Source organism: Burkholderia sp. Ax-1724, from assembly GCF_011752995.1.
Lineage (GTDB): Bacteria > Pseudomonadota > Gammaproteobacteria > Burkholderiales > Burkholderiaceae > Paraburkholderia.
In genome coordinates this window covers 64761-79576 of the sequence record NZ_VWWL01000021.1, presented here as the reverse complement: position 1 = coordinate 79576, position 14816 = coordinate 64761, and the positions used below count along the sequence as shown (strand labels likewise).

The 14816-nt window shown below is 61.8% G+C and carries 10 protein-coding genes; 6 read left to right on the top strand and 4 right to left on the bottom strand.

Annotation, left to right across the window (positions count from 1 at the left end; all coding sequences use genetic code 11):
* Positions 1–9 precede the first annotated feature (9 nt).
* On the bottom strand, positions 10–930 hold the full coding sequence (locus F3J19_RS23900; RefSeq protein WP_167047004.1) for a LysR substrate-binding domain-containing protein: 921 nt from the start codon (positions 928–930) through the stop codon (positions 10–12).
* Between the two features lie 270 nt (positions 931–1200).
* Between F3J19_RS23900 and F3J19_RS23895 the strand changes: the two genes are divergently transcribed.
* Together F3J19_RS23895 and F3J19_RS23890 are read left to right on the top strand one after the other, a co-directional pair.
* Entirely contained in the window at positions 1201–2151 is a 951-nt protein-coding gene (locus F3J19_RS23895) for a ring-cleaving dioxygenase (RefSeq protein WP_167047218.1), read from the top strand.
* A 366-nt stretch (positions 2152–2517) separates the two neighbouring features.
* Complete coding sequence (locus F3J19_RS23890) at positions 2518–3210, top strand: NnrU family protein (protein ID WP_167047001.1); 693 nt, start codon at positions 2518–2520, stop codon at positions 3208–3210.
* 5 nt (positions 3211–3215) lie between these two features.
* Here F3J19_RS23890 and F3J19_RS23885 read toward each other — a convergent pair whose 3' ends face one another.
* Together F3J19_RS23885 and F3J19_RS23880 are read right to left on the bottom strand one after the other, a co-directional pair.
* Positions 3216–3662, bottom strand: a complete 447-nt coding sequence (locus F3J19_RS23885; RefSeq protein WP_167046999.1) for a type II 3-dehydroquinate dehydratase — start codon at positions 3660–3662, stop codon at positions 3216–3218.
* 4 nt (positions 3663–3666) lie between these two features.
* Entirely contained in the window at positions 3667–4950 is a 1284-nt protein-coding gene (locus tag F3J19_RS23880) for an MFS transporter (RefSeq protein ID WP_167047215.1), read from the bottom strand.
* A 187-nt stretch (positions 4951–5137) separates the two neighbouring features.
* Between F3J19_RS23880 and F3J19_RS23875 the strand changes: the two genes are divergently transcribed.
* On the top strand, positions 5138–5923 hold the full coding sequence (locus tag F3J19_RS23875; RefSeq protein WP_167046996.1) for an IclR family transcriptional regulator: 786 nt from the start codon (positions 5138–5140) through the stop codon (positions 5921–5923).
* A 992-nt stretch (positions 5924–6915) separates the two neighbouring features.
* Here the strand turns inward: F3J19_RS23875 and F3J19_RS23870 are convergent.
* On the bottom strand, positions 6916–8577 hold the full coding sequence (locus F3J19_RS23870) for a hypothetical protein (RefSeq protein ID WP_167046993.1): 1662 nt from the start codon (positions 8575–8577) through the stop codon (positions 6916–6918).
* A 1228-nt stretch (positions 8578–9805) separates the two neighbouring features.
* On the opposite strand from F3J19_RS23870, the gene F3J19_RS23865 reads away from it, so the two are divergent.
* The 3 genes from F3J19_RS23865 to F3J19_RS23855 all read left to right on the top strand — a co-directional run bounded on the left by F3J19_RS23865 (position 9806) and on the right by F3J19_RS23855 (position 14813).
* On the top strand, positions 9806–11899 hold the full coding sequence (locus F3J19_RS23865) for a TonB-dependent receptor (RefSeq protein WP_345891062.1): 2094 nt from the start codon (positions 9806–9808) through the stop codon (positions 11897–11899).
* A gap of 308 nt (positions 11900–12207) precedes the next feature.
* Complete coding sequence (locus F3J19_RS23860) at positions 12208–13065, top strand: fumarylacetoacetate hydrolase family protein (protein ID WP_167046990.1); 858 nt, start codon at positions 12208–12210, stop codon at positions 13063–13065.
* Between the two features lie 86 nt (positions 13066–13151).
* On the top strand, positions 13152–14813 hold the full coding sequence (locus F3J19_RS23855) for a bifunctional 3-(3-hydroxy-phenyl)propionate/3-hydroxycinnamic acid hydroxylase (protein ID WP_167046989.1): 1662 nt from the start codon (positions 13152–13154) through the stop codon (positions 14811–14813).
* Positions 14814–14816: the final 3 nt, after the last annotated feature.

Sequence of the window (14816 nt, the reverse complement as noted above, 5' to 3'; positions counted from 1 at the left end):
GGTGTGGGCTCAGGAAGTCGATGCCTGGCCGAAAGCCATCACTCTGGGCAGTTCCGCCGCGAGGAAATCGACGAGTGATCGTACGGCCGGAAGCAGTCCCTTGCGGTAAGGGATCAGCGCGGAAATATGCGCTTCGGCGGCGATCCATCCGGGCAATAGCTGACGGAGCGTGCCGGCTTGCAGTTCGGCGCGGCAGATATAGCCGGGCAGCGCCGCGATGCCGAGATTGGTGCTCGCGGCCTCTTTGAGCGAAATCAGGTTGTTGCTCTGGTAGCGTGGCGCGATCGGGACCGTGACGAGTTCGCCGCTCGGCCCCTGGAGTTGCCATTGCGACGGACCTTTGCGGGCGATCGAGAGCGTCGTGTGCGCTTCGAGCTGTTCGGGACGTTCGAGTGGCGGGTTCTGTTCGAGGTATTCGGGGCTGGCAAACAGATACCATGGCGCGCTCGTCAGCGGCCGTTGAATCAGATTGGAATCCTGAAGCCTCGTAGCGTGTCCGCGAATCGCAAGATCGTAGCCTTCGCCCACGATGTCGACCAGGCGATCCGTCGCGTTTTCGTGGATGGACACTTTCGGATGCGCGCGCAGGAAGGCCGGCAGCACATCGCGCAGGATGTATTGCGCAATTTCGATCGGGGCGGTAATGCGGATGACCCCGCTAGGCTCGGCGAGCCGCTGGCGCATGGCTTCTTCGGCGACTTCCGCGCTACGCAGCAGCGCAACCGCGTATTGATAGAACTCCGCGCCGACCTCGGTCATGGAAAACTGCCTTGACGTACGGTTGATCAGGCGAACGCCCAGGAAAGCTTCGAGTTCCTTGATGCGGTGGCTCAGCGTGGACTTCTGGACCCCGAGCATGTCGCCGGCGGAGGTGAATCCGCCACGGTCGGCAACCTGTACAAAGAAGTAGACGTCCTTCAGGTCAAGCATTGTTTTCGCCTTGTTGATGGTTTGCGGCCGCGCTTGCGGCTCCACACGGAGCCGGGTGGGGCACAGTGTACTGCGTGCGGCGCGAGAGGGCGGGTCTCGCGGGCAGTGCGCGGCGCGCTATTTCATGATCGTTCGCCATCGTCGAACTTATCGTTCAACCGGCGATGTTTTCTCAATCGAAACGTACCGACTAAGCTTTCGGTGACCAATCAGGATCAATCACGATCTTCGCGATTGGATGTGAGAAACCATTTCAGGCAGGAGGCAATCATGGTAGCGATCAAAGGATTTCATCACCTGACGGCGGGAGTGGGCGGCGCGCAGGAGGACGTCAGTTTCTATGTGAAGCTTCTCGGGCAGAAGCTTGTCAAGAAGACGGTATTGTTCGACGGGAAAGATCCGATCTATCACCTGTACTACGGCAATCCGGATGGCGAGCCGGGAACCCTGGTGACCTCGTTTCCGTTCAGGCAGAAGGGCGTCAAGGCCCGGGCCGGATCGGGACAGGTGCGGGTCATCAACTATTCGGTGCCGCGCGATTCGCTCGGGTTCTGGCGGGCACGATTCAGCGCCATGGGCGTGGCGCACGACGATGCGGTGACTGAGCGCTTCGGCGAAAAACGTCAACGGTTCCAGCATCCGTGTGGCATCGAGTTCGATCTCGTGGAGACGGACGCCGATACGAGGCAGCCTTGCACGACCGACGATATTCCGGAAGACGTTGCCGTGCGCGGCGTGCATAGCGTTACGCTCTCGCTGCGCGAGGTGTCGGAGTCGATCCCGTTCATGAGCGAGGTTCTCGATTTTCGCTATGTCGGAGAGTCCGGGCCTTACCATCGCTTCGAGACGCATACGGGCGGGCCCGGGATGGTCGTCGAATTTCTTCACGAGCCGGATCGTCACCAGGGTTCGACGATCTATGGCGAAGGCACGGTTCATCACGTCGCGTTCGCAGTGGACAGCAAGCACGATCAGGATGCACTCAAGACGAAGCTGATGGGGCTCGGCTATATCGACACATCGGAATCGGTCGACCGGAACTACTTTCGTTCGATGTACTTCAAGATGCCCGGCGGCGTTATTTTCGAAGCGGCGACAACCGATATCGGCTTTGCCATCGACGAAGAACCCGGACATTTCGGCGAGGAGTTCCAGTTGCCGCCCTGGCTCAGGGAGCGCAAAGATGAACTGCTCGGGCGGCTGGAGCCGATTGCCGTGTGATGTTGTGGTCGGCGCGCGCGGGTAACGATGTGGGCGGGTCGGAACGGAAGGCGTGTTCGCGAGGCAGTGTGCAGGCGATTTGTCAGCGCCATGGGCATGAGGTGCGGACGATCTCCTGTTCCCAGCCGACGCTCGTCCGCCACCCGCGAATACCCGACAGAAAAGCGCCGCCGGCGGTTTGTGGCCAATCTCCTCAAACCGCGCATTGGTAGAACGAACCGTACGAGGACATGTAATATGGCAAGCAGCTTTTCGCGAATTGCCGGGAAGTTGTAGCGGCCCACCTATTTCCAACCAATCCGTGGCAACTCAGACGGCAATCGACATACTGGAAGTCGAACTCATGACACTTGAGGAGCCGAGCCCATGGGAAGCATCAATGCAGTGCTGGCGGCTGCCGTCGTTTTCGTCGGCAGCCATTTCCTATTGTCCCATCCGTTGCGCAGCCGCCTGGTCGGCGCAATTGGCGAAGCGGGCTTCCAGGGCGTCTATTCGCTGATTGCACTCCTGACGTTCGGCTGGCTGATTCTCGCTTATCGAAAGGCACCGCTGACGGCGCCACTCTGGCCAGCAGGCAACACGCTCTGGGCGATCGTGACCGTGGTCATGCTGATCGCTTCGATTCTTCTGATGGGCTCCCTGATCCGAAACCCGGCGCTGCCCACGGGTGGCCGGCCCGGCTCGTTCCCGGAAGCGGCACTCGGCGTTTACGCGGTGACGCGTCACCCGATGATGTGGTCGTTCGCGCTGTGGGGGCTGTGCCACATCGCGGTGTTTCCCGTGACCAAAAGCATCATCGTCGCGGCGGCCATCGTCGTTCTCGCGCTTGTCGGCGCCGCCTTGCAGGACCATAAGAAGGAGCGGCTCCAGCCCGATCAGTGGCCCGCCTGGGAGTCCAGAACGAGCTATCTGCCGTTCGCGGCTATCGTCGCCGGCCGCGCGCGGTTCGGTGGATTCGGGTTGCACGCTCTGTTGGGCGGCCTCGTCGTCTGGTTAGCGGCGACCTGGGCGCATATCCCGCTCGCCGGTATGGCGGCGGGCATCTGGCGCTGGCTGTAGCGGAATCAACTCCGCTCGCCCCACAGGTCGTCAACGGCGCGGATCGCCAGCAGGTAGCCGTTGGCGCCCGCCCCGCAGATCACGGCCGTGGCCGCCACCGAGATCGTCGAGTGGCGGTATTCCTCGGAGCGGCGGTGGATATTGGTGATATGCACTTCCACCACCGGCCGGCGAATCAGCTTGACCGCGTCGAGCACTGGAATTCGCCCGAACGAAAAGCCGGCCGGATTGATGATGAGCGCGGCATCCTGCAGGAACGCTTCCTGGGTCCAGTCGATCAGCGTGCTTTCGCTGTTGGTCTGACGGAATACGCAGTCGAACCCGAGCGTGTCGGCCAGCGCGGCGCAGTTCCGTTCGATGTCCTTCAGCGTGGTGCTGCCGTAAAGCTGAGGCTCCCTCATGCCGAGCATGTTGAGGTTGGAGCCGTTCAGGATGTAGAGCTTGCGAGTCATGGTTTCAATGTGTAGTGGAGCGTTCGAGGGCCGTGTCGCGGGTTTCGCGCGATACCGCGATCATGAGGAAGGAGAGCAGGTTCAGCGAGCCGCAGACCGCGACGATGGCCCACGGCGAACCGTGAAACGCATTGAGCAGCGCCACGGCAACGATCGGCATCGGCCCGCCGGTGAGCAGGTTGGCTCCCGAGTACGATAGCGCGGAACCGGTGTAGCGCGCCTCGGTGGGAAAGGACTCGGCGAACCATACCGGCTGGATGCCGCTCTGGAATTGCGTGAAGCCGAGGAAGGCGCCCATCACGGCCATCGTCATGCCGATCGATCCGTGGTTGAGGATCGGAAAGTAGATCAGGCAGCAGACCAGTGTGCAGAACGAACCGATCAGCAGCGCGCGTTTGCGTCCGATCCGGTCGCTCAGATAGCCGCCCGCCAGCGCGCCCACGATCGCGCAGACGTTGGCGACCATCAGAAGCATGAAGCCCGTCTGTTTCGGCACGCCGAGGTTCTTCGTCAGATAGCTCAGCGAGAAGACCACGATCAGATAGAACAGCGCTGCCGGACCGCAGAAGAACAAGGTCAGGCGCAGCGCGGTACGCCAGTGGAAGCGGCAGACGAGGCCGAGCGGATTGGCGGCGCGTGCCTGCCCGCCGTTCTTTCTGAGCGCTTCGAAGGCCGGCGTTTCGCTGACCTTCATACGGATATAGATGCCGAGCAGCAGAAGCACGAAGCTCGCGAGGAACGGGACTCTCCATCCCCAGGATTCGAAGTCTTCGGTCGACAGCAGGCTTGCCAGCATGAACAGCGCGAGATTGGCGAGGATCTGGCTAAGCGGCGAGCAGATGCCAAGCAGACCTGAATACAGCCCGCGCCGTGTCGGAGACGCATGCTCGACCGCCATCAGTTGCGCACCCGTCGATTCCCCGCCGAGCGCGAAACCCTGGATGATGCGCAGCGTGACGAGCAGCGTCGGCGCGAGGATGCCGACCTGCTGGTAAGTGGGCAGCAGCCCCATCAGGAACGACGACGCGCCCATCACCGAGACCGTGACCAGCATCAGGTTGCGGCGGCCCCAGCGGTCGCCGAGCATGCCGCAGATCACCGCGCCGAGCGGGCGGGCGGCGAGCCCGGCCCAGAAGCTCGCCAGCGACGCGAGCAGCGAGGCGGTCGGGTCGAGCGACGGGAAAAACAGCCGCGGAAAAAGCGTGGCCGCGACAGCGCCGTACAACGCGAAGTCGAACCATTCCAGCGCGGTGCCGACGGTGGCCCCCGCCACGGCGCGACGCGCCATCAAGTGAGAGTGCGCGGATCGTTCACGCGCGGCGATGTCTGGGTCAGCGAGAACTGACATGGTGTCTCCCCAATGTTCGATATGGTCGGGCGTTCGTATGTGGCGACGAACTGGTGCTATTGTTTGCGCTGCAAAGGCGGGGCGTTCCGCACCGGAATTACATTTCACATCATGAAGAGTGCGCGAGATGTCGCTTAAAAACGGCCTGAGAATTCTCGATTTCCTCGCTTCGCAAGGCGAAGGCGCGGGTCTGCTGGCCATTGCCGATGCACTGGCCTTGCCGCGCAGCACGTGCCACCGCGTGCTCGCGGAGCTCGTCGACGGCGGGTATGTCAGGCAACTGGTCGATCACAGCCGCTACATCCTGACGATGCGCATGACCTCGAATGGCCTCGAATTCCTGAGCCTCACGGGTATCGCGGATATCGCCCAGCCGATCATCGAGCGCGTCGCCGCGCAGACCGGCGAGCTCGCGCGGCTCTCGCTGGTGGACGGGGAGGCGATCATCTGGGTCGGGAAAGCGGACGGACAGCGCACGGGTTTTCGCTACGATCCCGACATGGGCCAGGCCGCGCGGCTTTCGTGCACGTCGACCGGACATGCATGGCTCATGACGATGACCGACGAACAGGCGGTCGCGCTGGTCCTCAAGCAGGGCTTCGGACAGCCGAACGAGTTCGGCCCCCATGCGCCGACGACGCTAAAAGCGCTGCTCGGCTTCCTGCACGCCGCGCGCGTGCGTGGCTATGCGATGATCGACGAGGTGTTTGCGCCGCGCATGTCGGCGGTGGCGACGCCGGTGGTGAGCGGCTCGCGCTGCGTCGGCGTCATCAGCCTGGCCGGGCCGAGAGTGCGGCTGACGGCCGAGAAGATTCACGAGTACTCGGTGCTGCTGCGCGAGGCGGCCAATGAACTGGCGCAACTGAGCAATATGGCCGGATTCCCCACGCGGCCGCCGCTCGGCAAGGGATGAACGGCAACGGGAGCGTGTCGTGCGTGGCGCGATCGGGCACACCGTTTCCGCCGATACTTCGCAGTTCGTGAGAATGGATTTTCACCGCTACGAGATGGGTGCTGGGCGACAATTTTTTCCTGTGTTAATCTGCGTTCCCTGAACATTCAATCGACCGGTTTTCACGACCCAAGATGGCTTGCGAAGCGTGTCAGCGAATGCTAGCGAGTGAAATGGCCCAGCCTCACCACGGACTGCGTGCATTGAACAGTCCGAGGAAACTGCGTCCATTACAGCGCCGCCCCGTACTGGTCCAACGGTACAGTTGCCGCCTATGCGGCATCAACTGGATGTGCGAGCATGATCCGGGTAATCCCGAGGTGCCCGACTGGACCTGCCTGTATTCCAACACCAGCATCCTTGACCCGTCGATGGACCTGGAGCCTGATCGGCCGATGCCCGGCTCTCATCAGGACCCCGGGAAGGGCCAGGCTGCCGTCGAGCATGCGGAGCAACTGGTGCACCGATTCAATTAGCGGCGACCGGCACATAGCTCGCTTCGCGTCATGACGGTGTGGCGGAAATAGCCTGGACGACTTCCTTGACAAGCGTGTTGGCTTCGTCGATATCGAAGTGCGGAGTCTGGGCGTTGCCCGAACTGCACAATGATCCATTGCTTCGGCGGTATCACGATGATCGATGAGTGGTGTGATCCAGTCTCATCCTGGACGTGCCGCGGCTGTGTCCTCGAAAATCTTTGCGGGCTGTTGCCCGCTCACGAAACGCTCACGAAAGTTTCGGAGCCGATGTCGTTGAGCCGTGGTGTCCGTCGCGATGCTCGCGGCATAGTCGGGACGTACGAAGCTGCAGCCCGCGACCGATAGGGCGATTGTGGCAGCGAGCCGTCGTTATCTTTCGCGGCGCATTCATCATGTATAAGAGCGGCCGGGTGGCGTGCCACCCGGCCGCTCTTACATCGCGACTTCTTCAGGCTGCTTCAGACTGCTTCGTGCTCAGAACCACTGGCCGTTGAGCGCGCCCGGCGCGAGCGAGACGCCACGCAGCACCTCGCCGAAGTTCGCCTTACGCAGCGTGACGAAGCTCTCCTGCGCCGCGCCGCTCACTGTCGTGTTGCCCAGCACGTCGCGAATCGCGACGAGATGGTTCGGGTCTGCGCCCTGATCGCCGCTGCCGCTCACGGTCGAGGTAATGGCCCAGAGGGTGACCGTGCCGTCGCCGTCGATATGACCCGTGAGATTGCGCAGGCCATCGGTGGCGGGCGCCCAGGGCAGGCCGGTCGCGCTGTTCGAGCCGCTCGGGTAGCCCGGCACCGTGTCGGCCGTGCCGAGACCGAGGCCGTTTTGCAGCGTGTAGGCGAGCTTCCACGACTTCGTGCCGGCGTTATACACCCACTTTTGCAGGCCCGCGGTGGTCTGAGCCGCAGCGTGCGTGTAGAGATCGGTGCCGCCCGCGTAACCGTCGCCTTCGTCGGAGACATAGAGCGTGTTGGCATTGGCGAACCAGATGCCGAACGGGTAGGCCGTCGTGGTCGCCGTTTTGTTAGGAGTCTTGGGGAAACCCGCTAGCACGCACACATTGTCTGGCAGGCCGCTCGCCTGGACCGTCGCCGGATTGTAGGCGAGCGGCTGCGTCGGCAGCTTCGCGCCCGGTGCGGGCACGCCCACGCCCGAGGGGCAGGCGTTGCCCGTCGTATCGACGAAGTAGACCGTATTCACGCCGTTGCCGCCGCTGCCCTTGGTGAAGTACACGACGTTGTTGAACACGGTCAGGCCGCGGAAGTTGTCGTCCTTGCCGACCTTGTCGGCCGGGGCGCCCAGCTGCGTGACGGAAAAGCTGCCGAGCGGCGTGGGCGTGCCCGGCGTTTGCTGTGCCTCGTGCTGATGCGTCGCCTCGATGAACTGCGAGCCCGCGCCAAGGATCACGTTCACGGGCTGTGGGTTTGCACCGTTGCCCGCGTTGCCGACGGTGTAGTAGAAGCCGTCGCCATTGCCGTTGGCATTGTTGTTGTTGAGAATCGCGTTGCGGCCGTTGTTGCCGCTATACGCGTTGGTCTCGGTGAAGGTGAAATGCCCTTGCTGGTCGACGCGCGCAACGGCGCGATAGAACGCCTCGCCAACCGGATTCGTCGGATCGTTTGCGCCCGGCGTGTTCGAGTTCGACACGTCGATGGCGTCGACGGGCGCGACATAGCCCATGAACGTCAGATACTGGCCGTCCGTGGAGAGGTTCAGGCCAAGCTCGGACTTGGAGCTGAAGCTCGTCACGAGCTGGTCGTGGCCGTCGCCGGGATGCAGGCTGTTCGGCACTTCGAGCGAGTTCACGACTTTGCCGTCCGGCGTGGTGGCATCCAGAAAGATGCGTGCCGTGATGCCGAAGCTCCCATCGTAGAGCGCGTTGTTGAAGACATAGGGATAGGTGCCGTCGTTCGTGGCGCCGTTGCCGCTCGGGCAGCCCACCTGGGTGTTCTTGCAGCCGGGCGGCAGGATCGTGCCGGTCTGCACGTTGCTCGACATATTGTCGTAGACGCTGCGGCTGACGACCAGCAGGCCCGGTCCGCCGAAAGACGGATCGGCACTGGCGCCCGCGCTGGCGCAGGCGAGTGCAAGGGCGAGAATGGTAGGACGAAAAGCAGAGCGAGGAGTTGCGATGGCCATCTGAAACACCTCCGTAATGAGTTGAAAACCTCTTGTTGGACGAGCTCGCGCTCAGTCACAACTAACGTAGCGGCATTTCATGAACGATTTGTTGCGAGATGGGGAATGACAAATACAGAACGATTCCTTTCTTTTTTAAATTATTTCGGATGTCTATTTATATGAATAGAAAAGAGCTGCTGGGGCAGGGTGTGTCATGGGTTCAGGTGGCGGAGATCGGGGCCATTGATCGTCATCCATGATCGGATGGTTTATTGGGTGAACTACCTGTTTATAAACTTGCATGATTTCTTGAAAGGCGAGGTGCAGGTTGACCCTCGCATGAACGTGAAGTAACGCCATCTGTTTGCGCAGGATAAGTCCGAAGTATCGAAGCAGAATCCGTGTGATGGTCCCAGGACATTGGCAGCATAGTGGCAATGAAACAGCCGCCATCTTCGCGAAGAACGAACTGGCGAAGCCGTTCTTCGTCCGGCACGCGTGTCACTGGAATCTGCAAAAGGTGGTTGAAAGTATTTTGCAATGTATTGCGGGAAACGCGTGATGTCGAAGATCCACTGTTTTTTCGTAATCCATGTTGCATAAATCTTCCATGCGGTAGCACGCCGATCATCCGGCGGGCCCGCCTTGCTTTACGGGTCCAACCCTTTTTGGCGCCTGGCCCCCGTGTCCTTGTTCATGTCTCTGACACGCTTGAAAGATAAATTGGCCTTTCTGCGTGGCAGGCACATACAGCATAAGCAGTTTCACGATCAGAGCTAACCGAACAGTTCTCTGTTGAACCCGCAACTTTCAGTCAAACCGATCCAGGTGGTCGGTCCGTTACCGAGCCGAAGCATGAGCCCGTTACGAGGCGAGCTTCCTGCAACGGCTCCGCGCATGATCTTCATATTTCTAATTGCCTCGGCGTCGATCAAGCAGGCGATCGCACCGCGGCAAAGCCCCGCCGATGCATCATGGGCCGGGTGTCGGCGCGCACGGCTTCTATCGGGCGATCGTCGACGTCGGCCAACGTGTCCCGGATAGCGCTGCGTGAACGCATCTGGGCAAGACACAAGTCGTTGATTTGCACTGCATAAAATCTATAAACCCTTGCAATGCCATGAAATTGATGAGAACTTTGCCCTCCAGAATCGCCATAGCCGTATCCGTTGCCTGTGCGACTTTGTGGCTCGCCAAGGCGGCGAAAGCCGAGGAGAGTCCGCCTCCGGCCGCTCAACAGACTCAGGTGCCCGCCACATTGGGGACCGTCGTCGTTACGGGAACGCGAGCAGAGGATGCTTCCGACAACGTCAACGATCCCGACCAGACCGTCAATGTCAGCAAGACCGGCACCCCGCTCGGCGATCTGCCGATGAGTGTCGAGGTCATTCCGCGTGCGATTCTCGACGAGCAGGGCGTCACGTCGTTGCAGGACGCGATCCGCAAGGGCAACGTGTCCGGCGTGAACTATGGCGGCACCGATTCGAAGGGCTTTACCGACCACTTCATGATTCGCGGTCTGCAGGCGCAGACCTATGACGACGGCTTCTCGGACGGCGATCAGGTCAATGGCCCGACGCATTCCCTGCTGGGCGTCGAGCGCATCGAAGTGCTCAAGGGACCGGGGTCCGCGCTGCTCGGCAGCGGGCCGCCGGGTGGCTCGATCAACCTGATCCACTACACGCCTTCGGCACAGTTCCACTGGGGTGGGGACATTCAGGCCGGCTCGTTCGGCACGGTCAACGCCAGTGGCTACGTTACCGGCCCAACCGGCATTGACGGACTGAACTATCGCCTGGATGCTACCGCCGGCCGCTCCGACGGCTACCGTTCGCTGGCATCGTGGAACAAGGAAATCCGTCCCGATCTGCAATGGAAAATCGGCGACCACAAGATCGAATTCTCGCTCGATGCACAGGACTACATGGCAACGCCCGACTCATACGGGATGATCTACTACAAAGGGGCGCCGATCCGCAATGTGCCGTTCGACGCGAAATACTCGACGCCGTTTGCGAATGCGCACGGCAACTATCTGCGTGCCACGCTCTCGGACGAGTGGCGCATCAGCGACTACCTGACGATCAACAACCGTCTGTCGTATATGCACCATACGCTGGACTTCTACAGCAACGGCGACAGCACGCACGCGAAGGTCAAGGGCAACACGTTCACCGGCCGCCAGTTGCGCGATGAGGACGATTCGCTCAACACGCTCGACTATCAGTTGGAGCCGATCTGGAAGTTCTCGACGGGCAGCATCCACCATACGCTGCTGACGGGCTTCGAATACCTGTACCAGGACCTCAACAGCGCCAAGGCGACGGCGGACCTGCCCGACATCGGCGACATCTTCGCACCGGTGCCGCTGGAAACGTCTATCTCCAGCCTGAAGTTCCTGTGCGCGCCGTCTCACTCGTGCCAGAACGACCATGTGACCGCGAACTTCTACAGCCTTTACGCGACCGATCAGGTGGACGTGACGGACCAGTTGAAGATTCGCGCGGGTGTGCGCAAGGACTGGTTTAATACGTCGCTAGGCCTGAATCCGCTCCCCGGCGAGCCGAACCGCACCGCCAACGACGGCATCACGCTGGTTCAGGGTAATACGTATACACGCAACGATGCGCCGACCAGCTGGAACGCCGGCATCCTGTACAAGCTCACGCCCTGGATGACGCCGTATTTCGGCGTATCGCGCAGCTACCTCGCGAATTTCAACTCGGAAAACACGGCGTTTTCCATCGGCGCGCCGGAATCGGCGCTGCAATACGAGCTGGGCGTGAAGTGGTCGTTCGACGATGGGCGCTACGTGCTCAACACGGCGTTGTTCGACGTGAAGCGGGACAACGTGGCGACGCCGTACGGCAATGACCAGCTCGCGTTCGATTCGCAGCGCACGCGCGGCGCCGAGGCCTCGTTCGACGCGGATCTCACGGACAACTGGCACGTGTACGCGAATTTCACCGCGGAGCACGCGCGCATCACCTATAGCCCCGATACGCCGGGTGCGGTCGGCACGGCCCCGCAGGGCGTGCCCGCCTATATGGCGAACCTGTGGACGACGTATCGCTTCAGCCTCTTCGGCAGAACCGGCTTTCATGCGGGTGCCGGCGTCAATTACATGAGCCGGATGTCGAACGGTTATGCCAACGGCTACGACTGGGCGCCCGCGTCCCTGATCGAGAATCTGCAGTTCGGTTACTCGGAGCATCACTGGGGCATCGATCTGAACATCGACAACGTCACCAACCAGCGCTACTACATCGCCACCAACGTGGTCGGCGCTTACCTCGGCGCGCCGTTGGCCGCCTACGTCAGCCTGCACGCGGACTTTTGAGCCGTGCGTGAACCGCCCGGCGCCGGCTTGCGGTGCCGGCGCCGGGCGATCCCCCCATTCTTCACAGCAGGCCCCGGTTGCGCGCCTTGTCGCGCAGCCGGGGCACTCCCATTCCGAGTCACGGTTTCGCGAGCGCCTGCCGAGCGCTCCGGCCGATCGGCCGGCTGCTTCGCATGGCGGAGCATGTCTTTTACTTTTGTGATATTTGAGAATTTACGATAAAAACGAAATTATCGAAATACGATAAAAATGTTGACATGAAATCTGGTTGAGCTATGATCGCCTTCATTGATCCGGGAGGAAATGGAATGAAGCTGGCGAGTTTCGAATATCGTGGCACCGCATCGTTCGGCGTGGTGGAAGGCGAACATGTGGTGGATCTGGCGCCCATCGCGGGCGAAGTCGGTGGGTCGCTCAAGGCCGCGCTGGCCAACGGTAGCCTGCCGGCTATCGGGAAATGGGCGGCGGGGCAGGCTGTGCGTATCGCACTGAGCGACGTGAAGCTGCTGCCTGTCGTGCCGGACCCGGCGAAGATCCTGTGCGTCGGCATCAACTATCTTTCGCACGTCAAGGAGACCGGGCGCGAGATTCCCGTTCATCCGATGATCTTCACCCGCTGGGCCGATTCGCAGGTTGCGCATGGCGGTCCGATCGTGCGTCCGCTCGCATCCGAAAAGCTCGACTTCGAAGGCGAACTCGCGGTCGTGATCGGCAAGACAGCGCGTCACGTGCGCCGTGAGGACGCGGCAAGCTATATCGCGGGCTATTCCTGTTACAACGATGGCAGCGTGCGCGACTGGCAGAAACACACGATCCAGTTCATTCCCGGCAAGAATTTCCCGTCGACCGGCGGCTTCGGTCCGTGGCTGGTGACGGCCGACGAGGTGGGCGACCCGTCGGCACTCACGTTGACCACGCGCCTCAATGGCGCGGTCGTGCAGGAAGCGAACACCGACGACCTGATTTTCGACGTAGGCCGACTGATCGAATACTGCTCGACGTTTACCGAGCTGCACGCCGGCGATGTGATCATCACCGGGACGACGGGCGGCGTGGGTGCATTCCGTACGCCGCCACTGTGGATGAAGGCGGGCGATGTGGTCGAGGTGGAGATTTCCCGTATCGGCACGCTGCGCAATATCGTGGTCGACGAGACCCGGTACTAACCAGAAGGTAGGAGACAACCGCCGCGAGGCGGGCGATCCGTCGCACGATATTTAGTAGTGCGGTGGATTGTTGATGGAGTCGAGAATTGAAGATCATTGATACTGACGTGCTGGTCGTCGGCGGTGGCCCGACGGGGCTGACGCTTTCGAACGTGCTCGGACGTGCCGGCGCACGGTTCGTGCTCGTGGATCGCAAGCCGTCGACCATTGGCGAGCCGCGTGCCGTGTCGATCGACGACGAATCGCTGCGGACCATGCAGGCGGTCGGTCTGTCGGAAGCCGTGATGAAGGACGTCGTGCCCGGTTACGGCGTGCACTACTTTACCCGCCACGGTGGCCGGTGTTTCGGCAAGGTGATTCCGACCGCAAGCGAGTATGGCTTTCCGCGTCGCAATGCGTTCCGGCAACCGCTTTTCGAGGCGACCGTGCGCGACGGCCTGAACCGGTTCGCATCGGGGCAGGTGCTGTTTGGCCACACGCTGGAGTCGTTCGAGCAGGGCGAACGGGGTGTTACGGCCAGGGTCAGTGCCGCCGGGGAAGAGATCGAGATCCACGCGAAGTATCTGGTCGCGTGCGATGGCGGCCGCAGCCCGATACGCGAGATGCTCGGCATCAGGATGGTCGGCTCGACATTCAAGTCGCGTTGGCTCGTGATCGATACCGAGGACGACGACGATACGTTCTCGCAGATGCGTGTGTACTGCGACGCGGGGCGGGCGGTGGTCGACGTGCCCGGTCCGCATCGGACCCGGCGCTTCGAAATCCTCGTTCATCCCGACGAATCCGCCGAGGCGATCATGGAACCGGCGACGGTTCGCAAGCTGCTCATGCCGTTCAGGGGTGACCGGGAGACGAACATCATCCGCAAGACGGTCTATACGTTTCACGCGCGCGTGGCCGAGCGTTGGCAGGAAGGGCGCGTGTTTCTCGCCGGCGACGCCGCGCATCTGACGCCGCCGTACGCCGGGCAGGGTATGAATAGCGGCGTGCGCGACGCCTTCAATCTCGGCTGGAAACTCGCGGCCGTACTGGATGGCCGTTTGCCAGAACGGGTGCTCGATTCGTACGAGACGGAGCGTCGCGGCCATGCGTGGGCGCTGATTCGGCTCGCGCTCAATCTGGGCATCGTGATGGCGCCGTCGTCGCGGTTGAGCGCGTTCCTGTGGCAAGCGTTTTTCACGTTTGCGGCTTATGTGCCGCCGTTACGGGACTATTTCCTGCAGATGAAATTCAAGCCGAAGCCGCGCTTCAGGGAAGGGCTGCTCGGTCCGGACGCCGGACTCGGCAAGCGGAGCTTCCGTGGCCGCATGTTGCCGCAGCCGATGGTTCGGACCCCGGATGGAATGAAAGTCCTTCTCGACGATCTGACGGGGCAAGGATTCTCGCTCGTGCAGTATGGCCCGGTGGGCGGCAGCCGCCTCGCCGATCTGGGCCATCCTCTATGGAATAGCCTGCGCTGCACGCGCGTGCACGTGCTGCCTGCCGGCTCGTCCATGCCCGTTGGACAGAATCGCGGCTCATTGCAGTTCGTCGTCGACGAGAACGATGTGTTCAAGGTGCCGCTCGGCGGCTGCGTGGGGCAAATCCTGCTGCTTCGTCCCGACCGCTATGTGGCCGGGGCATTCCGCGCGGAAGAGCAGTCGCAGTTTGCCACCGCCTATGCGGTCCAGCTCGGTATCAATCAGCCTGGCGAGTGCGCGCCGGAAAGCCGGAAGGTGACCGAGGTTGCCACGTCGCCCCATGTATGAGGG